Below are 20,166 nucleotides of genomic sequence, written 5' to 3'. Positions count from 1 at the left end.
AGGCCGGTGGGCGGTGACAAAGACCACCATCTTGGCGGCGCGCTGAGCGCTTGTCGACTCCGCCCGGGGCGAAATTCTGCGCGCGCTGGGGCAATCCGGACTATGATTCGCGACTTTCACGCGTTCCCCCCGACGCCTGCAGACCACATCCATGTCGATCCGTTACCTGCATCTGGACGTCTTTGCCGCCGCTCCCGGCGGCGGCAACCATCTGGGCGTCGTTACCGACGCCAGCGGCTGGAGCGATGCCCGCATGCAAGCCTTCGCCCGCTGGACCAACCTGGTGGAAACCACCTTCCTGCTGCCACCCACGCAGCCGGATGCCAGCTACCGCGTGCGTATTTTCACGCCGCACAAGGAAATACCGTTTGCCGGTCACCCCAGCATCGGCAGCGCACACGCCGTGCTGCTGTGCGGTCTGGCCACCCCGGTCGACGGCGTGCTGTGGCAGGAATGCGGCGCCGGCGTGCTGCCGATCCGGGTCGAGGGGAGCGGCGATTCACGCCAGTTGCTGCTGAAATCGCCCCACGCAACCGTCGACAAGATCGGCCGCGATGCCCACCCGCTGCTGCAGGGCGCACTGGCCGGCATCGCCCTGGGCAAGTTACCGCCCGCCTATGTGGCCGGCGGCCGCCACTGGTGGTTGGCCGAATGCGCGGACGAGGACAGTCTGCGGCGCTGGCAGCCCGACCACGCGGCCATCGGCGCGCTGGCGCAGGCCACCGACAGCCTGGGCTTGTGCGTGTTCGCGCGCAGCTCGCAGCCGGACTACCAGTTGGTCGTGCGCGCCTTTCCCGCTGGTGTTGGCCTGGTGGAAGATCCCGCCTCCGGCGCAGCGAACGGCCTGATCGCCGCCTATATCGCCCATGCCGAGCCCGCGGGCCCGCTGGCTCGCGGTTACACGGTCAGCCAGGGCCGCGAGATCGGCCACGACGCCCGCCTGCTGGTGCGGATCGATGGCAAGACGGTGTGGATTGGTGGGCATACCAACACCATCATCGACGGCACCCTGCACTGGAACGGCCAGGATTGAACCCCAACGCGCAAATCTGGGTGGATGCAGACGCCTGCCCGGTGGCGATCAAGGAGATCCTGTTTCGCGCCGCGGAGCGCGAGCAGATTCCCGTCACCCTGGTCGCCAACCAATGGCTGCGCACGCCGTCCTCGCGCTTCATTCGATCCATCCAGGTGCCCGCCGGACTGGACGTCGCCGATAACGAAATCGTGCAAAACGTCAGCGCGGATGACCTGGTAGTGACTCAGGACATCCCGCTCGCAGCCCTGGTGATCGACAAGGGTGGCCTGGCCATCCATCCGCGCGGCGAACTGTATACCGTCGAGACCATCGCGCAGCGCCTGGGCATGCGCAACTTCATGGAAGAACTGCGCGGCGCAGGCGTCGATACCGGCGGTCCGGCGGCCTTTCATCCACGCGACAAGCAGGCATTCGCCAATCAGCTGGATCGCTGGCTTACCCGGCGACGTCAGGCGCGCTAGCGCCGGTTCGATATCCGGGCAAGGGCCAGGGATGGCCCGAGTGACAAACCGGCAGGAGTGCCGGTTTGCACAGCGCAAGCTGCCCGCAGGGCGAGGGCCAGGGATGGCCCGAGTGAAAAGCCTACGTAGTCGTAACCCCGTGATCGCGCACAGGGTGCGCTCCTACAGCTTGCGCTCGTCCAGGTTCGCGCGCCGTGCGGCTACTTCCGCCATGATCGACCAGTCGACGTCCTCGTCGCCGGCGGCAAGGGCTTCGAGCAGGCTGTCGCGCAGCAATCCCGCCAACGGTAGCGGCACGCGCATGGCGTCGGCGGCAGTCAAGGCCAGGCCGATGTCCTTGTAGCCCAGTGGCAGCGCAAACCCGGCCGGCTTATAGCTTTGTGCGGCAATCAGCTTGGCATAGCCCTGATAGGCCGGCGCGGCGAACAGCGTGCTGGTCATCACTTCCAGGAAATCGGCCCCGCTGACGCCGTGTGCGCGCGTCAGCGCCGACGCCTCGGCCATGCTCTCGATCGCTGCGCCGAGCATGAAATTCCCCGCGATCTTCGCCACGTTCGCGCGCTCGGGCGCGTCGCCGAGTGGCCAGATGCGGCTACCCATCGCTTCCAGCAAGGGGCGCACGCGTTCAATCACCGTCGGCTTGCCGGCAGCCAGGATATTCAGCTTGCCTGCCGCGGCCACATCGGGACGACCGAATACGGGCGCAGCGACATAATCGATTCCGCGCGCGGCGTGCTCATCAGCCAGCTCCTTCGCCAGCGCGACGGAAATGGTGGCGTGATTGACGTGCACCGTGCCCTGATCCATGCCATCGAGCAGGCCACCGGCAAGCATCACGTCGCGCACCGCCTGATCGTTGGCCAACATGCTGAACAACACCTCGCCCTGCGCCGCGCGATCCGCACTCTTGACCACCTTGGCACCCAGTGACGCCAGCGGCTCGGTGGCTCCCGGCGAGCGGTTCCATACCGTCACCTCGTGACCCGCCTTGAGGAGGTTGCTGGCCATGGCACTGCCCATGGCACCAAGACCGATAAAGCCGACTTTCATGAGGAGCTCCTGCATTCAGCACATCGAAGGAGTGAAGCATTTGCGGTGTTCAAGTCGTGCGAAACGGGTGCTCAAGCGACTTCACCGGCCGCCTGCCCGGAGGCCCACGCCCACTGGAAGTTGTAGCCACCCAGCCAGCCCGTGACATCCACCACTTCGCCAATAAAGAACAATCCGGGCACGAGTTTCGATTGCATGGTGGACGAAGAAAGACCGTCGGTATCGACGCCACCCAGGGTGACCTCCGCCGTGCGATAGCCCTCCGTGCCGCTGGCAACCATCGGCCAGTCGTGCAGCTGGGCGCCGATGTTCGCCAGCTCCGCCTCGCGGTACTGGCGCATGGGGCGACTCTCGAACCACAGCTCGCACAGCCGCTGCGCCAGACGTCGGGGCAACAGATCGGCCAGCACATTCTTCAGCTCAGCGGCGGGGCGCGCGGCACGTTGGGATGCCAGCCACGCGCCGGCATCCTGCTCAGGCAGCAGGTCGATACGCAAGTCGTCGCCGGGTTGCCAGTACGACGAAATCTGCAGGATCGCCGGCCCGCTGATGCCGCGATGGGTAAACAGCATGCCGGCGCGGAACGACCGCTTGCCCACGCGTGCGTCAACCACGGGCAAGGCCACACCGGCGAGATCCTGATAGCGCTCCTGATGCTTGCCGCTCAGGGTCAGCGGCACCAGACCTGCCCTTACCGGCAACACGACGTGGCCAAACTGGCGTGCGAGTTCGTAGCCAAATCCGCTGGCGCCCATGCTGGGTATCGACAAGCCACCGGAGGCGACGACCAGGGACTGCGCATGCACCTCACCGCGCGCCGTGATCACGCTGAAGCCTTCCCCGGTCCGTCGCACCCGCTCGACGCCGCAGCTCGTTTCGATGCGAGCACCGGCCTGTTGGCATTCGTCCAGCAACATGCGCACGATTTGCTTGGACGAGTCGTCGCAAAACAACTGCCCCAGTTCCTTCTCGTGATACGCGATGCGATGCTTCTCGACCAGCGCGATGAAATCCGCGGGCGTATAGCGCGCCAGCGCCGACTTGGCGAAATGCGCATTGGCCGAAAGATAGCTGGCCGGGGTGACGCCGAGATTCGTGAAATTGCAGCGCCCGCCGCCGGACATCAGGATCTTCTTGCCCACCTTGTTGGCATGATCCACCACCAGCACATGCCGCCCACGCTGGCCGGCCGCTATCGCGCACATCAGCCCGGCCGCACCGGCGCCAATGATCAGTACATCCACTTTCACGCCGTTACCGCCCTCATCGCCCGCTCCTTTCGCACCAGCCGTGCATTATCCGTCAGGTAGGGCCACATGGCTTACACTGCGTGATCTTCACTGTTCACCGAGCCGCCATCATGCCTTCCTTTGACGTGATTTCCGAAGTCGACAAGCACGAGCTGACCAACGCCCTGGACCAGGCCAACCGCGAACTGGCCAGCCGTTTCGACTTCAAGGGCACGGACGCGAAGTTCGAGCTGGACCAGTTCGTGATCACCCAGAGCGCGCCCAGCGAATTCCAGCTGGAGCAGATGCTGGACATCCTGCGCGGTCGCCTGACCTCGCGAAAGATCGATATCCGCGCGCTGGACGTCGCCGACCCGGACACCAACCTGGGCGGCGCCCGCCAGAAGATCACGGTCAAGCAGGGTATCGAACAGGCCGTGGCCAAGAAGCTGGTGGCGAGCCTGAAGGAAGCGAAGCTCAAGGTCGAAGCGCAGATCAATGGCGACAAGCTGCGTATCACCGGCAAGAAGCGCGACGACTTGCAGTCGGCGATGGCCGTTCTGCGCAAAGCCGACGTCGAGCTGCCGTTGCAGTTCGATAACTTCCGTGACTAATGGCTTGAGCTTTTTCGCCCCGGCGCTGCCGGGGCGAGAACGGACTAGGCAGCCAGGCCGGCAGCGATATTCACGCTCATCGCGATGATGAACACGTTGAAGAAGAACGCGATCACGCTGTGTAGCAGTGCCACGCGACGCAGGTAGCGGCTGGTGATCTGCACGTCGGAAACCTGGAACGTCATGCCGATCACGATGGCGAAATAGGCGAAATCCCAGTAGTCCGGCTGTTGAGTGCCTGGGAACTCCAGCCCTTCGTGCTTCTTGCCATAGTCACCATAGAAACCATGAGCGTAGTGCATGGCGAACATGGAATTCATGAACAGCCATGACAACACGATGCTGGCTGCGGCGATGAACAATGCATCAACGCCACCGCCTCTGGCCGCATGCAATTCTGTGGTCAGCGCCAGCGCCACGATGCAGGTGAGCGCCACACCGCTCCACAACACACCCCAGCGTCCCGTGTCCTGGGCCTTCGCCTGATGTCGCATCTCGGCGGTTGTCTCGCACTGGTTGAACAGCACGGCCAGCGCGATCAGATAAACCAGCGCACCGACATCGAAGCCGAGCAGCAGCGAGGTGAAGGGCGGCAGGTGGAACCCGCGCCACAACACCAGTCCGATCGTCAGAAAAATGACGCCGGCGATAACTAGGCGTGGACGCACCCGAAGGTCACGCAAGAGTCGCCACTGCCGACCCGAGACTTGATTCACTTTCTGCTTGTCGGTCGGGACACTCATGCGCCTGCCCCTGCTGCGGTCGAACGGCTCATCACCAAGACAATCCCTCCATGACCCGGCCATCGGGCATGGCGCATCTTAGATCCGTTTGGGCAGCTTCGCGGCAGCTGCACGCTCCAACGGTGTTCCGTGCTGGCCAGTCTCAGAACACGGGGGAGCTGGGCGACCACGTACTTCAGACATGAAGATCCGCGTACTCAGGGTGGCGCCCCATCCATATCTCCGAATAGGAACACGCCGGATTGACCTTCCAGTGTTCTGCACGCGCCTTGTCCAAAGCGCTACGCACGAGATTCGAGGCGATTCCGCGACCACCGACCGCCGACGGCACGATGGTGTGGGTAATCGTCATGACGCCGTCCAGTAGCGTGTAATCGAGCACGCAGGGAATCCCGTCGACCTTGACCTCGAAGCGGTGCTCTCGCGGGTTGTGATTGATCTCGGCGGACATGAAACGCTTCGTCGATGGAACAAGGGCGCGCAAGAATAAAGCATCCCGTGGCGAACCCAGCGTGAAGGCGTCGAGCTTCGGCTTTCGCGTTTCATGCATGGCGCTTTCGGCAAACTTCCCGCGACATCTGCGACCCACATCGAGGACATCATCATGAAAAGAACCGCTTCCGCCGCCTGGTCGGGTGGCCTGAAGGATGGCAAAGGCACGGTGTCGACCGATACCGGCGTGCTGCGCGACGCACCTTACGGCTTTCGTTCGCGTTTCGAAGACGGCCCCGGCACCAACCCCGAGGAATTGTTGGGTGCGGCACATGCGGGTTGCTACACCATGGCGCTCGCTGCGGGCCTCGAACAGGCGGGCTTCACGGCGACACGCATCGACACCAAGGCGGTGGTTACGCTGGACAAGGATGGCGATGGGTTTGCCATCAGCACAGTCGACCTGACGAATCGCACCAAGGCGCCTGGTATCGACGCCGCCACGTTCGACAAGATCGCCAAGGCCACCAAGGAAGGCTGCCCCGTATCCAAGGTATTGAAGGCAAAGATCACGCTCGACGCACAACTGGAAAGCTAAGTCCCAGTCGGGACAACCGCAGGCGGCTGGGATACGTATCGCCTTGTCATCCCTTCCGACTGATGCCGCGTTGTTTGATGCTGCCATGTGCCCCGCATGGCATGTATTTCACGCGAGCGCTTTGCTGATGACTGTCCTGAATCGACGCCGGTTCGTGCAATTCTGCCTTGGCGGTATCGCCGTGCTGCCCTGGTCGCGCATGGTGCGCGCGCTGCCCGATGGCCGCCCGGCGTGCCGACTGAGTGCGGAGCAGACGGAGGGCCCCTACTACCTCGATCGCGCGCAATTTCGGCAGGACATCACCGAGGGCAAGCCCGGCTTGCCGCTGACGCTGCGCTTTGAGATCGTCGATAGCCGCACCTGTCGCCCGCTCAGTGGTACGGCGCTGGAAGTGTGGCATTGCGATGCGCAAGGTGAGTACTCCGGGTTTGCCGGTCAGGGTGCACCGGGAGGCCCAGGCATGGGCCCGCCGCCGTCAGGTCGTCCGCCGGGGCCACCACCAGGCGTCGGTGGTCCTATGGGTATGGGCAGTCATCCGCCCAAGAGCGTGGCGACCGACGAACTCACCTTCCTACGCGGCGTGCAGGTTGCCGATGCGCGCGGCGAGGTGACGTTCCAGACGATCTACCCTGGCTATTACATGGGGCGCTGCAACCACATCCATATGAAATTGCATGTCGGCGGTCAACTGACGGATGGGCGTTACCGCAGTGGCCACGTGGTGCACACCGGCCAGCTGTTCTTCGAAGAGCACGCCAGCATCGCCGCGATGGAAAACGCGCCGTACCAGCGACGCGGCACCACACGAACCACGCTGCGGGAAGACAGCGTCTACACCACGCAGCATGGCGAACAGTCGATCGCCACCTTGACGCCCGCCGCTACCGGCGAGCCGCAAGTCGCGCGACTGACGCTTACCATTGATCCGGAAAACACATCGCACGAAGGCTGGGGCTGAGCCGCGCGTCAGGCGCGTACGGCGGCCTTTCGCGGTGCGGCGGTGGCGCGACGCGCACGCACGCCTTGCGCCAGATGCTCAAGCACGCTGAGCGACGTTTCCCAATCGATGCAACCATCGGTGATGCTCTGCCCGTAGCGCAGCGGCTGACCGGGCACGAGTTCCTGGCGCCCACCGAGCAGGTGGCTTTCCACCATCACGCCGACGATGCGCTGCTCGCCCGTCGCGAGCTGCTCCGCGATATCCGCCACCACCGCCGGCTGGTTTTCCGGCCGCTTGCCGCTGTTGGCATGGCTGGCATCGATCATCACCCGTCCGCCCAGGCCCGCACGAGTCATGGCGCCACACGCCGCATCGACACTGCCGGCGTCGTAATTGGGCGAGCTGCCGCCGCGCAGGATGACGTGGCAATCTTCATTGCCCGTGGTGGCGGCAACGGCGGTCTGGCCATCCTTGGTGACCGCCATGAAATGATGCGGCTGCGACGCCGCCTGCACCGCATCCACGGCGATCTTCACGTTGCCATCGGTGCCGTTCTTGAAGCCCACGGGGCAGGAAAGCCCCGAGGCCAGCTCGCGGTGCACCTGGCTTTCCGTGGTGCGCGCGCCAATCGCGCCCCACGCCACCAGGTCGGCGATGTACTGGGGCGTGATCATGTCCAGGAACTCGCAACCCGCCGGCACGCCAAGTTCGTTGATGTCGCGCAGGAGGCCACGCGCCAGCCGCAGGCCCTTGTCAATGTGGAAGCTGCCATCCAGGTCCGGATCGTTGATCAGTCCCTTCCAGCCCACCGTGGTGCGCGGCTTCTCGAAATACACGCGCATCACGATTTCCAGTTCGCCAGCGAAGCGCTCGCGCTGTGCGGCGAGGCGCCTTGCATATTCGATCGCCGCGGCCGTGTCGTGAATCGAACATGGCCCGATCACCACGGCGAGGCGGTCGTCATTCCCGGCGAGAATGTCATGCAGGGCCTGGCGGGAAGCGGCGACGGTGCTGGCGGCGCGGCCCGTCAGCGGGCAATCGTGCATAACCTCGGCAGGCGTACTGAGCGTGGTGATGGCGCGGATGCGCAAATCGTCGGTGGGCTGGTTCACGGTGCTCTCCTGGGGAGTCCCACTCGCGGCCCAAAAAAAAGCCGCCAGGGGTGGGCTGGCGGCATGTTCGGGAATGGTGTCTTGTCGTTACGACAATCGTGACCAACCCGCCGCCAGCGGCATCGGATAGCCGTAATACCAAAAATACTGGCGGGCGGAGGTGGAGGTCATGAGCGGTAGAGATAACACAGCCTTTTGCGACGTGCAAAAGGTGCATTTGTAACTAGACTTGCACCATGCCCTCGCCCTGGACATTGCTGGCCCTGCCTGCCCGAGAACCGATCCGTCGCTGGGTGCTGAGCGCTTTTCCCCGCGGCGGTGGCGGTCACGTCGATTACGACCATCCGCTAGGCGACCCCGGCCTGTTCGGCCCGGACAGCGCCACCTGGCGCGTCCACGCGGATTTTCCCGGCATGCTTGCCGGTGGCCTCGCCGCGCTGATGTTGCAGACCCTGCACCCACTGGCGCTGGCCGGCGTCTGGGACCACTCGAATTTCCGCGAGGATCTGATCGGACGCCTGCGCCGCACCACCTCCTTCGTCAGCGGCACCACGTACGCGCCGCGAGATCAAGCCATGGCCCTGATCGAGCGCGTAAAAACCATTCATGCGCAGGTGCGCGGCGTCGCTGAGGACGGACGTCCATACTCAGCCGATGACCCCCACCTGCTGACCTGGGTGCACGTAACCGAGGCCTACAGCTTCATGCAGGGCTATCGGCGCTACAGCCACATCACGTTGCCGGCCGGAGCCGCCGATCGCTACTACGACGAAGTGCGCCGTGTCGCCGAAGCGCTAGGCGCGCGTGATGTGCCGGCGTCGGAGGCGCAGGTTAACCACTACTTCAGGCAGGTTAGATCCGAACTGCAATTCAACGGGCGCTCGCGCGAAGTGCTCGACGTGTTGTCACGCGTGCGTCTGCCGGTGCCTATCGCCGGCTTGTCGCGCGACGTTTTCCTGCAGGCGGGCGCGGCCTTGTTGCCGACCTGGGCGGAGACGTTGCTGGAGCGATCGCCGTTGCAGCGCGGGCAGGCGCGGCTCGCTGCGCGAGCGCTTTGGTCGGTGGCCCCCATTTTTCGCCTCGCCTTGCACGACGGCATCGCCAGCCACGCCTGCACACGCGCTCACTTGCCCGCTGGGGCGCTGCAACGCTGGGACTAGCCCTCACTACCTGCCATGAGCGCGTCGTAGCGGCGCTGCATTTCTTCCGGGCCGACGTCCTCGATGCTGTGGCCGATCATCCATTCATGTCCGAATGGATCACGCATGGTGCCGCTACGCTCGCCATAGAACATGTCGGTGGCGGGACGTAGCAAGGTGCCGCCAGCCTCAACCGCACGTGCCAGCAGTGCGTCGGCATCGTCCACGTGAAGATGGATGGCCGTGCTGGCGCCGCCGACACTTTCTGGGCCGAGGATGCCTTGTTCTGGATATTCATCCGATACCATCACCACGCGGGCCCCGAACTCCAGCTCCGCGTGGCCGATGCGCCCCGTACCCGGCTCGTCAAGCCGCAAGCGCAGGCGAGCTGCGAACACCTGCTGGTAGTACTCAAGCGCCGCGGGGGCGTTGCGCACGCGCAGATAAGGAAAGACTTCGTGAATGGACGGCTTGGTCTGGCTTTTCATCGCTAGGCTCCTGAAGTGGACTCGACGCCGCATAAATTACGCCCCCAGGCTGCCGGCGTCTTGGCGAAAATCCGAGCGGCATGGCCCACGCGCCGTACCTGCGGCCGGCGCCTGGATTGACACCCCACGCCGATCGGCTAACGTCGCCCGGATCGGAACGTCAGGTGGAGGGGAAGATCTCCTGGCGCAGGCCACGCAAAGGCATCAGGAAGGCTCTCATTGGCGACGCTTATTCCAACCCGCAACAGCTGTCTGTCGCACATGACCAGCGGCGAGAAACGTCTTTCGGAGCGGCTGGAGCAGAAGCTCGAAGACGATTACCTGCTCTGGTACGACGTCCCCGTTGGCCCGAGGCAGCGCCGCCCCGACTTCATCGTGTTCCATCCGCGCCGTGGCCTGTTGGTGTTGGAGGTGAAGGATTGGAAACCCGGCACCATCCAGCAAGCCGACCGCACGCTGTTCACCCTGCTGACCGGCAATAGCAGCGTGAAGGAACACAACCCGCTGATGCAGGCGCGCGACTACGCCAGCGAGATCTACAAGGTGCTACAGCGCGATCCCGCGCTACGCCACCCGCCCGGCCATACCTACGAAGGCAAGCTGCTGATGCCCTGGGGTTATGGCGTGGTGCTGGCCAATATCAGTCGCAAGCAGTTCGAAGCGGGCCAGCTCGAGACGGTGATACCCGCCCATCTGGTGATCTGCCAGGACGAGATGTACGAATCGGTGGAACCCGAGGCCTTCCAGGAGCGCTTGTGGGCGATGTTCCCGCAGGTGTTTCCCACCGCGCTGACCTTGCCGCAGATCGACCGCGTGCGCTGGCATCTGTTTCCGGAAATCCGCGTGGAGCTGGGCGAGGGCCAGTTCGGCCTGTTTTCCCCTGGCGAGCGCAGCAGCGCGAAGACGCTGGAGATTCCCGACCTGGTCAAGGTGATGGATGCGCAACAGGAACTGCTGGCGCGCTCGCTGGGCGACGAGCACCGGATCATTCACGGCGTGGCCGGCTCGGGCAAGACCATGATCCTAGGCTTCCGCGCGATGCAGCTGGCGCGTGCCCTGTCCAAGCCGATCCTGGTGCTTTGCTACAACAAGACCCTGGCTGCGCGGCTGGACCAGCTGATGGGCGAGCGCGGCCTCAGCGACAAGGTGCAGGTCTACAACTTCCACAAGTGGTGCCGCAGCATGCTCACGGCCTACCACGTGCCGCTGCCGGCAGACGGGCCGCACTACGCCGAGGAGCTGCCGCCTGCCGTGATCGCGGGCGTCGACAGCGGACAGATTCCGCGCTTCCAGTACGGCGCCGTGCTGATCGACGAAGGCCACGACTTCGAGCCGGACTGGTACAAGCTGATCGTGCAGATGATCGACCCCAACACCAATTCGCTGCTGGTGCTGTACGACGATGCGCAGAACATCTACGGCCAGGCCAGTCGCAAGAAGCTCAGCTGGAAGAGCCTGGGCGTGCAGGCGCAGGGCCGTACGACGATCCTTAAGCTCAACTATCGCAACACCTTGGAGATCCTCTCGGTGGCGCGCGGTTTTGCCAACGAACTGTTGCTGGAGCGCGCGGACGAAGACGACGGCGTCCCACTGATCTCCCCCGAAAGCGCCGGGCGTCGCGGTGCGTTGCCCGAGCTGATCCGTGTGGAACACATGGAGGACCAGCTTCCCGCGATCATCCAGCGCCTGCGTGACGAGCATGCAGGCGGGCGTCGCCTGTCCGACATGGCGGTGATTTTCCGCAATGGCTGGGAGGGCGAGAAACTGCACGAAGCCTTGCAGCGCGCAGGGATACCCAGCCGACTCGCGGAGGGCAATGGCAAGAGCTCGCTGTTCGTGGTCGACGACACGGTGAAACTGGTGACCATGCACTCCAGCAAGGGCCTGGAATTTCCGCTGGTGATCATCCCGGGCCTGGGCTCGCTCCCCAAATCCGGCAAGGACGAGGTCGACGAGGCACGCCTGCTCTATGTCGCCATGACCCGCGCCACGGAGCGGCTGGTACTGATCCATCATGAAGATTCCATCTTCAGCCAGCGCATTCGCCACTCCATCAACGAGGTGCAGGGGCAGCTCGCCGAGATGGCGTAAGGCATGGCCACCCTGCCCTTTCCCAGGTCATGGTGCGGCGGCAGATACGCGGTCAAACCATGACCGGCGTGTCGTCCATGCATGACTTGCTTGAAGCGCACGTGCGCCGCGCCAGCGAGAACATGTTGATCGCCTACCCCATCAGCTCATCGACGCTGAGCTGATCTAAGGCCACCACCCGCGCCCGCTCTGCGCATAGCGATCCGCGGCACGCTCGAACGGATTGCGCACACTGACGCCGCCACCCAACAGATAAACAGGGAGAAACAGCGGCCCGAGCACCATGTACTGATACACATGTGCCCGCTCATGGTCGGCCAGCGAAATGGGTGGCTCATGGCACTGACCCGCGCGGTGGGCGTAGGTCAGGCATGGAGTGTCCAACTCATCACTGGTGTAAAGGATTACGTTGCCGAGCGTCAGTGCGCCTCCGGGGCCAGGCCATGGCATGCGACGGAACGACACCGCCAGCTCGCGCCGGCGCCACTGCATACGCGCTCCAAAGGGGATACAAGCCGCTCCGGCAAGCAACCCCAGCAACGTGTTGGGCAGGGTCCAACACGCACCCACCAGCGCCGCCGCACACCGAAGGGCCGAAGCGTTCATCGGCGTGCGTTTCCCGCTTCGTTCGCCAGGTACGTTCATCATGGGCCATCCATGCACACCTTGTTTCGACGCGGTGCCAACACCATCTGAAGTGCCAGTGAGTTTCGATGCTGGAGATCATCGTGTCCAATGTACTCAGTGTCCCATGCCCTCATTGCAGCGCACTCAATCGCGTTCCGGACGAGCGGCTTGGCGAGCACCCCACCTGCGGCCGTTGCAAGCAGCCATTGTTCGAGGGCAAACCGCTTGAGCTGACCGCGGCCAACTTTGATGCAGTGGCCGGTCGTGGCGACCTTCCTGTCGTCGTGGACTTCTGGGCGACATGGTGCGGTCCGTGTCGCGGCTTCGCCCCGGTCTTTGCCGAGGCGGCACGCAGTCTGGAGCCGCGGCTGCGGATGGCGAAGGTGGACACCGACGCGCAGCCTGCCTTGGCTACGCGCTTCGGTATACGCAGCATTCCCACCCTGCTGGTGCTACGCCATGGGCGCGAAATCGCGCGACAGGCGGGTGCACTCAACGCATCGCAGTTGCGTCAGTTTCTGGATAGCGCACTCCGCTAGGAGCTGCACGACAACATCGAGCAGCCCGCCTTCTGACGCGCCCAGTCCGGGCGCTTCTGCGCATAGCGCTCCCGTCCCGGTTGATCGTCATAAGGGCGACGCATGACATCCAGCAATTCGCGAATGCCGTCGTAATCGCCTTCCGTGGCGCGATCAATGGCTTCCTGCGCGAGGTAATTGCGCAGCACGTAGCGTGGATTGGCGGCTTGCATGCGCGCACGACGCTGTTCGAGCGTCAGCGGATCTTCGCCGAGGCGGGCAACGTAACGCGTCAGCCATGCGAGAAACGCGGGCTCCGCATCGATTCGTTTTGCCTCATCGTAAAACGCATCCCGTAGCGGGAGGAGCGATGGCGCTTGCCTATCGATATCACTGAGTGCGCGGAAGAACAGCGTCATATCCACTTCGCTTTCGCTCAGTAGGACATGAAGCGCGCGCATCAGCTCCACGTCATCATCGCGGCATTCGGCCAGACCCAGCTTTGCGGCGATCGACTCGCGATCGGCGGCGGCGTACGTCGCGGCGTAACGATCCAGTCCGGCCTGCAACGCCTCGACGCCGTCGAACAGCGGCGCCAGCGCCATGGCGAGGCGACTCAGGTTCCACCACGCCACATTCGGCTGTTGGCCAAAACGATAGCGGCGACGTCCCGCGTCCGTCGTATTGGGCGTCCATTCCGGATCGAAGTTGTCGATCCATCCGTAGGGACCGTAATCGATGGTGAGCCCGAGTATGGACATGTTGTCGGTGTTCATCACACCGTGCACGAAGCCCACGCGCATCCAGTGCGCCATCATTACCGCCGTGCGCTCGCATACCTGGCCAAACCATTCGGCATACAGCGCTTCGCCGCTGCCTTGAAGTTCGGGGAAATCACGGCGAATGGTGAAGTCCACAAGTTTCCGTAGCAGTTCGATATCACCGCGTGCTGCAGGCAGCTCGAAGTTGCCGAAGCGGATAAACGATGGCGCCACGCGGCAGACGATGGCGCCAGGTTCCTCCTGCGGATGGCCGTCGTAGAACATGTCGCGCACGACAGCGTCGCCGGTGACGACCAGGCTCAGAGCCCGTGTGGTCGGCACGCCGAGGTGATGCATTGCCTCGCTGCAGAGGAACTCGCGGATGGAGGATCTCAATACGGCGCGTCCGTCGGCACCACGTGAATACGGCGTGCGGCCGGCGCCTTTCAATTGCAGTTCCCAACGCATGCCGTGCGCATCCAGCACTTCGCCCAGCGCGATCGCGCGCCCGTCGCCAAGCTGATCGGCCCAGACGCCGAACTGATGGCCGCCATAGTTCGCAGCGTAAGGCTGCATGCCTTCCAACAATGCATTGCCACCGAACACGGCCGCGAAATCGGCGCTGGTGAGATCAGACTCACTCAGCCCCAACGTCTGCGCCATCTCACGCGAATAGGCAACGACACGCGGTGACGCGACGGGCGTTGGCTCGACGCGCGAGTACAGCGCTCCCAGCACCTGTCGCTGACGCACACCTGTTTCCGGGTCGCCTGGAAGTTCACGAGTGAATGCGTTATCGAAGCGCAAATGATGCATGTGCTGACCTGGTCCCTGCGAGGTGAATCGACTGCTTCGATGTTTGGTTATGGTGCGTTTGATGCAAGACGTGCCGGCAAATATGAACGTGATATCGCGTCTTCACCTTGGTGAACGACTGCTGTCGCACCGCAACAAGCAAGTACTTCCGTTCAGTGACGATTGGCATTTGTGTACAGCCGGTGAAGATGGTTAGAGTGATATCCGACGGCTGCTCAGGGGTAGCCGGGAGTAGTAACTATGCACATGCTTCTTGCACGTTCCGCCTTTGAGCGCGGAATGCAGCTGGTAGCAGGGATGCTCCCCCACCGGGACACGCAGGATGCCGTGAATACGCAAGACCAGGATTCCAGCCATTTTCAGTTGGTGTCCTGGCAACCGGGAGCCCATTCGCGCCGAGAGGACGAATTGGCGCGTCGCCGCGAGTATCTTTCCGACTGAGTCGGGTTCAGCGGGGCGATGTCGGCCCCGCAAAAATATTCGCCACGTCGCCCTCGCCCAGGGCGCGCCACTTGCCTTCCTGAAGATCACCCAGGGTGAGACCGCCTACGGAAATGCGCGCGAGCGTTTCCACGTGGTTGCCAACGGCGGCAAACATGCGGCGTACCTGGTGATAGCGTCCCTCGGTCAGGGTCAGGCGCGCATGGCGCGGAGATAACACCTCCAGCATCGCTGGCTCCAACGGCTCCCTTTCCGACTCCAGCATCATGCTGCCGCTGGCGAACAGCTCGCCTTCGTCGCCACCCAGGTCCTGCGCGAGCGTGGCCTCATACACTTTGGCCACCTGCGCCTTCGGCGAAATAATCCGGTGCAGCAGCGCGCCATCGTCGGTGAACAGCAGCAGCCCAGAGGTCTCGCGGTCCAGCCGTCCTACCGTGGAAAGCGCCGGATCGCGCACGCGATAACGTGGCGGCAGCAAGTCATACACCACGCGGCCCTGATCCTTACGCGAGCAGGTGGCGCCCAGCGGCTTGTTCATCATCAGGATCAGCCCCGTGGGCGGATCGAGTGGCTCGTCGTCGACGCGGATGTGCTCGTGCGGGACCTTGTCATCGGCGTACAACACCTCGCCATCCGGATCAGTGATGCGTCCTTCGCGGAACATCAGTGCCACGTCCTTGCGGCTGCCATAACCGAGATTGGCGATCAGCTTGACCAATTTCATGCGCGTACTCCGCGTGCTTCGATCACCTTGAAACCTTCCTGCGTTGTCACCGTACGTACCTCGGAAAAGCGTGCGGCCAAAGTGGCCTCATAGGGCAGATGGCGATTGGCCACCAGCCACAGGCGTCCGTGCGGCCATAACGCGCCGGCCGCCGTATCGATAAACGCGCGCCCCAGTTCGGGCAGGTCCGCGCGGCCCTGGTGGAACGGTGGATTGCTGACGATGGCGTCGTAGCGATGCGGCAGTCCCTGGGTCACGTCGTGCCAGTGCATGGCGAACGCCACGGGCCTGCCGCACGCGCGTTGCGCACCTTCGAGATTGAGACGTGCCGGCTCCAAGGCGCGCCGTTCCGCTTCGTACAGATCGAGGCCGGTTACGCCCACGCAACGCGCAAGCACCTGGGTGGCGAGATAACCGTAGCCGGCACCAAGATCAGCCAGGCGCCCCGAGAGATCGGCTGGCAAATGCCCGGCCAGCAAGGCTGAGGCGGCATCCACCCGGTCCCAGGCGAACAAGCCCGGGCGGCTGACATAACCGGCGGCGTTGCGTCGCGGAGCATCCAGCGCGGACCATTCGTCGAGCAGCGCAGGATCCGCCGCATCACGCAACGGCGCGGTCCAGAACACGCGGCATTTGTGCTTGGAGATCACCTGCAGCCGCCCGGCAAGGCGAGCCAGGTCTGCTTCGCCCGACTTGGCGCCTTCGGTATTGGGCATCGCCGCCAGCACGACTCCACCCGGAGCGGCACGCCGCATGGCCTGTGCGAACAGCGCGCGCGCCTCGTCCCGTTGGCGTGGTGGCAACACCAGCACCAGGGGGAAACGTTCGTCGCTTTCAGGGTTGCCAAGCCGCAGTCCACTGCGTTCCAGCGCGTCGGCGAATGGCCTGAAACTCTGCTCACACACCCAGCCCGGACGCGCCATCTCGCGCAAACGGAAGCCGTCGCGCGCACGCATGAACAGCACGCGTCCGTCCGCCGGCAGGCTGAGCAGTCCCGTCTCAAACGGAACGAACAAAGCCTCCAGCGCCGCATCGGGAGCAGCAGCGGAGAACACGGCAGTCATCAAGAGGGGGGGTTCCAGCTCGTCGGAAGAACGGCATTTTAGCTGCCCGCCGGACGAAACGCTTTCACTCGGGTGAAAGCAGCTCGCGCTCGCTAAGGAACTGACGCTGCTTGCCGCTTAGCGGATCGACGAAGGAGAGCGCCTGCGCCAGCAATTGCAGCGGTCGCGCATAGTCGTCCGCCGCCTGCTCCGTCAGCTGGGGATAGAACGGGTCGTGCCGAATCGGCGCACCGAGATGGCTCATGTGCACGCGCAGCTGGTGTTTCCTGCCGGTGACCGGCTGCAGCGCATAAAGCCACTGGTGACCGGCGCGATCCAGCACATCGATTCGCGTCTCGCTATTGGCCTCACCCTCGACCTCCTGCATCCGGAAGAACGGCTCGCCGGCAACGATGCGCGAGCGCCGAACCTGGGGGAATTCGAGTTGCGGCAAGGCGGGAGCCCAGGCCCGATAATGTTTTGCGATGCGCCGCTCCCGAAACAAGGCCTGGTAGGCAGACCGGCTGGCCGGATCGGCGGAAAACATCACCAGGCCCGCGGTATGTCGATCGATACGGTGCAGCGGCACCAGATCGGGGTTGTCGAGCGTGCGAACGAGCCGGGCCAGCACGGTTTCCTGAACAAAACTGCCAGCCGGCGTGACCGGCAGAAAATGCGGCTTGTCGACCACCACCAGGTGCGCGTCGACGTGCAGCAGGGTCTCGCGATAGGGAATAGGCGCCTCGTCCGGCACCTCGCGGAAATAACGCACGCAAAGTCCGGCACGGTAAGGCGCGTCCGCAGCCAGGGCGCGGCCTTCCGCGTCCTGCACCTGCCCCCGCTCAAACCGATCCAGCCAGTGCGCGCGCGGGATTTGCGCAAACTGCGCACATAAGCCATCCAGCACCGTCGACCAAGGTCCGGCTGGCAGATGGAACGTGCTGGCGGCGATCGAACGGGACATGCGCGGCTCCACCAAGGAGAGCCCAGCTTATAGCTTGCCGCAGGCTTTCGCGCCCGCTGGCGTGGCAGTCCGCTGGCGCTTTCGCTGCATCCTGCCAACACCTGCGTGCATCTCGTTTCGCGAACCAAAACCTTCGCTACACTTCCCTTCGAATGGGCACGGGCCCGGGGATGGCGCCCCCAAGGCGCCACGGATACAAGACAGGGGAACGACATGGAAAAGCCGGTAGACCGCGCGCGGAAGGTGTTCTCCCCGAATCAGCCGGTATCGCGGCCCGCCATCGCCTGGCTCGCCTGGCTGGCCCTGTGGGTCGCCCCGGCGGCCGCTGCCGCGACGCTCGACCCGGCAGTCTTGCCCAGGGTGCAGGCCGCCACCTTCGAGGTCGTGGTGCCCAAGCCGGTGAACGACACGCTCACCTACGAGAAGCCCTTGCCACTGGACCAGCTGCCGTTCCAGTTGCGCAACGACAAGTATTACTCCGTCGGCACGGCGTTCGCGGTGGGTGACAACCGCTATGTCACCGCCGGCCACGTGCTGGCCATCGGCATCAGCAACCTGATGGGCGAACCGGCGCTGCGCGATGCCAGCGGACACGTCTTTGCCATCGACAAGATCACGCGCTTCTCGCTGCAGCAGGATTTCGTCGAGTTCACGCTGAAGGACGCACCGAAGATTGCGCCGCTGGAAGTGAACACGCAGCCCGCCATGAACGATGTCGTCTACGCCGTCGGCAATGCGCTGGGTACGGGCATCGTGATTCGCGATGGCTTGTACACCTCGCAGACGCCCGAGGAGGAAAACGGTCGCTGGAAATGGATGCGCTTCTCTGCCGCGGCCTCGCCAGGCAACAGCGGCGGCCCGCTGCTCGACAGGGACGGCAAGGTCATCGGCGTCGTGCTGATGAAATCACCCGACGAGAATCTCAACTACGCCCTGCCCATCGACATGGTGCTGCAGGCACCGGCCAATCTCGCCGTCGCGGACACGCGCCAGCTGTATCAGCTGGATGCCATCGACGACAAACACTCGGGCACGTTCAAGGTGCAGTTCCCGCTGCCCAAGAGCTTCGCGGATTTCAGCGCGACGTTTCAGAAGTCCTATGACGCCTACGTCGACCAACAGCTGCACGACTTGTTGGCGGAAAACGCGGAAACGATGTTCCCGAAAGGTTCGGGTTCCAGCCGCATGCTGCACAGCAGCTCCACGCTCAATCCGTTCCCGACCCTGCTTCACCGCAACAGCAGCGGCACCTGGGTGGCCACCAACACCAGCGAAAGCAAGGGCACGCTGCCGCACAACGGCTATGTGTCCAAGGCGGTCGTGGGCAATCAGCTGATGTTCCATCTGCGCAAGCCCGATGACGTGTCGAGCAAGCAGCTCTATAGCGATCCGAAGCTGGTCATGGATCTTTTGCTCAAGGGCGCACCGCTGCAACGTCGCGTCGGTTCGGAACAGGTCAAGGTGACCTCGCTGGGCAAGCCCACCGAGGAGAAGATGTTCACCGACTCTTACCAGCGCCGCTGGCAGGTGCGTGTCTGGCCGATGGCCTACGACAACTCCAAGCTCGTCGCCTTCCTGTTGCCGGTACCCGATGGTTACGCCGCGATGGTCCGTGTGGTGACGGCCAAATCCGAACATGAGGAAATAGGCGACCTCAAGGCGCTCGCCAACTTCATCTACGTCGCCTACGGCGGCACGCTGGCGCAGTGGAAGGAATACCTCGCCAATACCGAACTGCTGCCAGCGGTGCTGTCGGATATCGCGATCCACTTCGACTACGACAACGACTTCCGCTATCAGTCCAGGCGCATGGATTTCTCCTATACGCCGGCCCTGCAGAAGATCGACAAGGACAGCCAGCTGGTACTGGGCATGTCCTACTTCGAAGACCACGGCAAGGTGGTGTGGGACGTTTCCAACGTGGTGGTGAAATCCAATATCGAGAATGCCGAGAAGATCAGCGTCAACCGCCACATTGCGCCGTCCGACGATCTCGACGACAGCTACCGCAACTACTGGGGCAAGGTGCTGCGCCGCAGCCATCCGGACGATGGTGTGCCGTATAGCGAAAACGACATGACCTATATCGGTACGGTGGGCGGCACGCCGGCGTCCGCGGATGCGAAACCGGGCGTGCTGTATACGGCGTTCTATGGGGTGGACGGGCCGCGGCCGGAAGACGCCATGAAGGGGAAGCTCAATTTGCTGCTGGAGAAGTTGCAGATTAATGAGCACTGATTTGTGGTTGGGTTGATGCGGCGGCCCCGGTGGAGTCGCTGCTTCGGCCGGGCTTCCTCGTCGCCCCAGCGAAGGCTGGCGCCGGCCGTGGCCGCGGGGCT

General features: G+C 63.8%; 20 protein-coding genes. 9 read left to right on the top strand and 11 right to left on the bottom strand.

Translation table 11 applies throughout. The features are described 5' to 3' along the window. Nucleotides 1-151: 151 nt before the first annotated feature. Both ACT01B_RS06770 and ACT01B_RS06765 read left to right on the top strand, forming a co-directional pair. Nucleotides 152-1,033: a PhzF family phenazine biosynthesis protein gene (locus ACT01B_RS06770; RefSeq protein ID WP_445146614.1), complete on the top strand. Its 882-nt coding sequence runs from the start codon at nucleotides 152-154 to the stop codon at nucleotides 1,031-1,033. Further along, nucleotides 1,030-1,497, top strand: coding sequence for a YaiI/YqxD family protein (locus ACT01B_RS06765; RefSeq protein ID WP_445146613.1), 468 nt, complete (start codon nucleotides 1,030-1,032; stop codon nucleotides 1,495-1,497). The genes ACT01B_RS06770 and ACT01B_RS06765 overlap by 4 nt, the downstream gene beginning before the upstream one ends. A gap of 162 nt (nucleotides 1,498-1,659) precedes the next feature. On the opposite strand, the gene ACT01B_RS06760 is transcribed toward ACT01B_RS06765, so the two are convergent. Both ACT01B_RS06760 and ACT01B_RS06755 read right to left on the bottom strand, forming a co-directional pair. Further along, complete coding sequence (locus tag ACT01B_RS06760; protein WP_445146612.1) at nucleotides 1,660-2,547, bottom strand: NAD(P)-dependent oxidoreductase; 888 nt, start codon at nucleotides 2,545-2,547, stop codon at nucleotides 1,660-1,662. Between the two features lie 71 nt (nucleotides 2,548-2,618). Beyond that, nucleotides 2,619-3,797, bottom strand: a complete 1,179-nt coding sequence (locus ACT01B_RS06755; protein ID WP_445146611.1) for an NAD(P)/FAD-dependent oxidoreductase — start codon at nucleotides 3,795-3,797, stop codon at nucleotides 2,619-2,621. A gap of 110 nt (nucleotides 3,798-3,907) precedes the next feature. On the opposite strand from ACT01B_RS06755, the gene ACT01B_RS06750 reads away from it, so the two are divergent. Continuing rightward, nucleotides 3,908-4,390, top strand: coding sequence for a YajQ family cyclic di-GMP-binding protein (locus ACT01B_RS06750; RefSeq protein ID WP_445146610.1), 483 nt, complete (start codon nucleotides 3,908-3,910; stop codon nucleotides 4,388-4,390). A gap of 44 nt (nucleotides 4,391-4,434) precedes the next feature. On the opposite strand, the gene ACT01B_RS06745 is transcribed toward ACT01B_RS06750, so the two are convergent. Together ACT01B_RS06745 and ACT01B_RS06740 are read right to left on the bottom strand one after the other, a co-directional pair. Beyond that, nucleotides 4,435-5,133, bottom strand: a complete 699-nt coding sequence (locus tag ACT01B_RS06745) for a DUF1345 domain-containing protein (protein WP_445146609.1) — start codon at nucleotides 5,131-5,133, stop codon at nucleotides 4,435-4,437. A gap of 175 nt (nucleotides 5,134-5,308) precedes the next feature. Beyond that, complete coding sequence (locus ACT01B_RS06740) at nucleotides 5,309-5,584, bottom strand: GNAT family N-acetyltransferase (RefSeq protein WP_445146608.1); 276 nt, start codon at nucleotides 5,582-5,584, stop codon at nucleotides 5,309-5,311. Nucleotides 5,585-5,737: 153 nt separating this feature from the next. Here ACT01B_RS06740 and ACT01B_RS06735 point away from each other — a divergent pair, with 153 nt between their 5' ends. Both ACT01B_RS06735 and ACT01B_RS06730 read left to right on the top strand, forming a co-directional pair. Beyond that, a complete protein-coding gene (locus tag ACT01B_RS06735) occupies nucleotides 5,738-6,163 on the top strand; it encodes an OsmC family protein (RefSeq protein ID WP_445146607.1) in 426 nt (141 codons plus the stop codon). A 127-nt stretch (nucleotides 6,164-6,290) separates the two neighbouring features. After that, complete coding sequence (locus ACT01B_RS06730) at nucleotides 6,291-7,121, top strand: dioxygenase family protein (protein WP_445146606.1); 831 nt, start codon at nucleotides 6,291-6,293, stop codon at nucleotides 7,119-7,121. Nucleotides 7,122-7,129: 8 nt separating this feature from the next. Here the strand turns inward: ACT01B_RS06730 and ACT01B_RS06725 are convergent, their stop codons facing one another. Beyond that, the gene (locus ACT01B_RS06725) at nucleotides 7,130-8,215 is read right to left on the bottom strand and encodes a 3-deoxy-7-phosphoheptulonate synthase (RefSeq protein ID WP_445146605.1); all 1,086 of its coding nucleotides are present in this window, start codon (nucleotides 8,213-8,215) and stop codon (nucleotides 7,130-7,132) included. Between the two features lie 236 nt (nucleotides 8,216-8,451). Between ACT01B_RS06725 and ACT01B_RS06720 the strand changes: the two genes are divergently transcribed. Next, the gene (locus ACT01B_RS06720) at nucleotides 8,452-9,375 is read left to right on the top strand and encodes an oxygenase MpaB family protein (protein WP_445146604.1); all 924 of its coding nucleotides are present in this window, start codon (nucleotides 8,452-8,454) and stop codon (nucleotides 9,373-9,375) included. On the opposite strand, the gene ACT01B_RS06715 is transcribed toward ACT01B_RS06720, so the two are convergent. Further along, on the bottom strand, nucleotides 9,372-9,842 hold the full coding sequence (locus ACT01B_RS06715; protein WP_445146603.1) for a VOC family protein: 471 nt from the start codon (nucleotides 9,840-9,842) through the stop codon (nucleotides 9,372-9,374). The two genes, ACT01B_RS06720 and ACT01B_RS06715, sit on opposite strands and share 4 nt — an antisense overlap. A 261-nt stretch (nucleotides 9,843-10,103) precedes the next feature. Between ACT01B_RS06715 and ACT01B_RS06710 the strand changes: the two genes are divergently transcribed. Beyond that, on the top strand, nucleotides 10,104-11,933 hold the full coding sequence (locus tag ACT01B_RS06710; protein WP_445147438.1) for a DEAD/DEAH box helicase: 1,830 nt from the start codon (nucleotides 10,104-10,106) through the stop codon (nucleotides 11,931-11,933). A gap of 165 nt (nucleotides 11,934-12,098) precedes the next feature. On the opposite strand, the gene ACT01B_RS06705 is transcribed toward ACT01B_RS06710, so the two are convergent. Continuing rightward, on the bottom strand, nucleotides 12,099-12,539 hold the full coding sequence (locus ACT01B_RS06705; RefSeq protein WP_445146602.1) for a hypothetical protein: 441 nt from the start codon (nucleotides 12,537-12,539) through the stop codon (nucleotides 12,099-12,101). A gap of 107 nt (nucleotides 12,540-12,646) precedes the next feature. Between ACT01B_RS06705 and trxC the strand changes: the two genes are divergently transcribed. Further along, nucleotides 12,647-13,099, top strand: a complete 453-nt coding sequence (gene trxC, locus ACT01B_RS06700; RefSeq protein WP_445146601.1) for a thioredoxin TrxC — start codon at nucleotides 12,647-12,649, stop codon at nucleotides 13,097-13,099. On the opposite strand, the gene ACT01B_RS06695 is transcribed toward trxC, so the two are convergent. The 4 genes from ACT01B_RS06695 to ACT01B_RS06680 all read right to left on the bottom strand — a co-directional run bounded on the left by ACT01B_RS06695 (nucleotide 13,096) and on the right by ACT01B_RS06680 (nucleotide 17,827). Beyond that, nucleotides 13,096-14,655: a protein adenylyltransferase SelO gene (locus ACT01B_RS06695; protein WP_445146600.1), complete on the bottom strand. Its 1,560-nt coding sequence runs from the start codon at nucleotides 14,653-14,655 to the stop codon at nucleotides 13,096-13,098. The genes trxC and ACT01B_RS06695 overlap by 4 nt on opposite strands. Nucleotides 14,656-15,103: 448 nt before the next feature. Beyond that, nucleotides 15,104-15,820, bottom strand: coding sequence for a pseudouridine synthase (locus tag ACT01B_RS06690; RefSeq protein ID WP_445146599.1), 717 nt, complete (start codon nucleotides 15,818-15,820; stop codon nucleotides 15,104-15,106). Next, the gene (locus ACT01B_RS06685; RefSeq protein WP_445146598.1) at nucleotides 15,817-16,884 is read right to left on the bottom strand and encodes a class I SAM-dependent methyltransferase; all 1,068 of its coding nucleotides are present in this window, start codon (nucleotides 16,882-16,884) and stop codon (nucleotides 15,817-15,819) included. The genes ACT01B_RS06690 and ACT01B_RS06685 overlap by 4 nt, the downstream gene beginning before the upstream one ends. A gap of 64 nt (nucleotides 16,885-16,948) precedes the next feature. Then, a complete protein-coding gene (locus ACT01B_RS06680) occupies nucleotides 16,949-17,827 on the bottom strand; it encodes a pseudouridine synthase (RefSeq protein WP_445146597.1) in 879 nt (292 codons plus the stop codon). A 213-nt stretch (nucleotides 17,828-18,040) separates the two neighbouring features. On the opposite strand from ACT01B_RS06680, the gene ACT01B_RS06675 reads away from it, so the two are divergent. After that, the gene (locus tag ACT01B_RS06675) at nucleotides 18,041-20,065 is read left to right on the top strand and encodes a trypsin-like peptidase domain-containing protein (RefSeq protein ID WP_445146596.1); all 2,025 of its coding nucleotides are present in this window, start codon (nucleotides 18,041-18,043) and stop codon (nucleotides 20,063-20,065) included. The last annotated feature ends 101 nt before the right edge of the window (nucleotides 20,066-20,166 follow it).

Source organism: Dyella sp. Tek66A03 (assembly GCF_052567735.1).
The sequence above is the reverse complement of the archived record's forward strand: the minus strand, read 5'-3'. Positions and strand labels throughout refer to the sequence as shown.

Bases quoted from the DNA above. Each gene is read 5' to 3' on its own strand.
- ACT01B_RS06770 (WP_445146614.1), top strand. From the start codon at position 152: ATGTCGATCCGTTACCTGCATCTGGACGTCTTTGCCGCCGCTCCCGGC.
- ACT01B_RS06760 (WP_445146612.1), bottom strand. From the start codon at position 2,547: ATGAAAGTCGGCTTTATCGGTCTTGGTGCCATGGGCAGTGCCATGGCC.
- ACT01B_RS06750 (WP_445146610.1), top strand. From the start codon at position 3,908: ATGCCTTCCTTTGACGTGATTTCCGAAGTCGACAAGCACGAGCTGACC.
- ACT01B_RS06745 (WP_445146609.1), bottom strand. From the start codon at position 5,133: ATGAGTGTCCCGACCGACAAGCAGAAAGTGAATCAAGTCTCGGGTCGG.
- ACT01B_RS06740 (WP_445146608.1), bottom strand. From the start codon at position 5,584: ATGTCCGCCGAGATCAATCACAACCCGCGAGAGCACCGCTTCGAGGTC.
- ACT01B_RS06735 (WP_445146607.1), top strand. From the start codon at position 5,738: ATGAAAAGAACCGCTTCCGCCGCCTGGTCGGGTGGCCTGAAGGATGGC.
- ACT01B_RS06730 (WP_445146606.1), top strand. From the start codon at position 6,291: ATGACTGTCCTGAATCGACGCCGGTTCGTGCAATTCTGCCTTGGCGGT.
- ACT01B_RS06720 (WP_445146604.1), top strand. From the start codon at position 8,452: ATGCCCTCGCCCTGGACATTGCTGGCCCTGCCTGCCCGAGAACCGATC.
- ACT01B_RS06715 (WP_445146603.1), bottom strand. From the start codon at position 9,842: ATGAAAAGCCAGACCAAGCCGTCCATTCACGAAGTCTTTCCTTATCTG.
- ACT01B_RS06710 (WP_445147438.1), top strand. From the start codon at position 10,104: ATGACCAGCGGCGAGAAACGTCTTTCGGAGCGGCTGGAGCAGAAGCTC.
- ACT01B_RS06705 (WP_445146602.1), bottom strand. From the start codon at position 12,539: ATGAACGCTTCGGCCCTTCGGTGTGCGGCGGCGCTGGTGGGTGCGTGT.
- trxC (WP_445146601.1), top strand. From the start codon at position 12,647: ATGCTGGAGATCATCGTGTCCAATGTACTCAGTGTCCCATGCCCTCAT.
- ACT01B_RS06695 (WP_445146600.1), bottom strand. From the start codon at position 14,655: ATGCATCATTTGCGCTTCGATAACGCATTCACTCGTGAACTTCCAGGC.
- ACT01B_RS06690 (WP_445146599.1), bottom strand. From the start codon at position 15,820: ATGAAATTGGTCAAGCTGATCGCCAATCTCGGTTATGGCAGCCGCAAG.
- ACT01B_RS06685 (WP_445146598.1), bottom strand. From the start codon at position 16,884: ATGACTGCCGTGTTCTCCGCTGCTGCTCCCGATGCGGCGCTGGAGGCT.
- ACT01B_RS06680 (WP_445146597.1), bottom strand. From the start codon at position 17,827: ATGTCCCGTTCGATCGCCGCCAGCACGTTCCATCTGCCAGCCGGACCT.
- ACT01B_RS06675 (WP_445146596.1), top strand. From the start codon at position 18,041: ATGGAAAAGCCGGTAGACCGCGCGCGGAAGGTGTTCTCCCCGAATCAG.